Below are 488 nucleotides of genomic sequence, written 5' to 3'. Positions count from 1 at the left end.
CGCGGCCTCGGTGGCGCAGGCCATCGCCCAGCTCGAACAGATGCGGCAGGACTACGCCAACCAGATCGAGCAGCTCCGGAGCATGACCGGGAGCAAGGCGATCTCCGGCATCCTGAACTCCGCGCAGGACATCGCCGCACGGGAATCGGCCGACAGCCTGTCGGCAATCATGTCCGGCGCGATGACGAACTCGGCCATTCCGGGCAATGCCTCGGCGCTGAGCGCGCGGATCGACGAGCTGAAGACGACCTTCGCCCTGCCCGACCTCGATTCCTTCCTCGCCTCGGAGACGCCGCAGGACCGGGCGCTCGCCACGCAGGCCGGCGCGGGCCTCGCGGCGGTGGCCACGGCCGAGGACACCTATGCGCGGGCGAACACCTCGATGGGTCGGGTGAACGAGCTGATCGGCCGGATCGACAGCAACGCCGACCTGAAGGCGTCGGTGGATTACAACACCCGGATGCTGGGCGAGATCGCCGTGCTGCTGA

1 protein-coding gene is annotated in these 488 nt (G+C 68.6%); it reads left to right on the top strand.

Annotated elements, in window-relative coordinates; translation table 11 throughout:
* On the top strand, nucleotides 1-488 hold a 488-nt coding region (locus Q1B08_RS21695; protein WP_299823517.1), incomplete at both ends, for a type IV secretion system protein.

It is taken from the genome of uncultured Jannaschia sp., assembly GCF_947494025.1.
Classification (GTDB): domain Bacteria; phylum Pseudomonadota; class Alphaproteobacteria; order Rhodobacterales; family Rhodobacteraceae; genus Jannaschia.
Note: the sequence above shows the minus strand (reverse complement) of the source record. Positions and strands in the feature narration are given on the sequence as shown.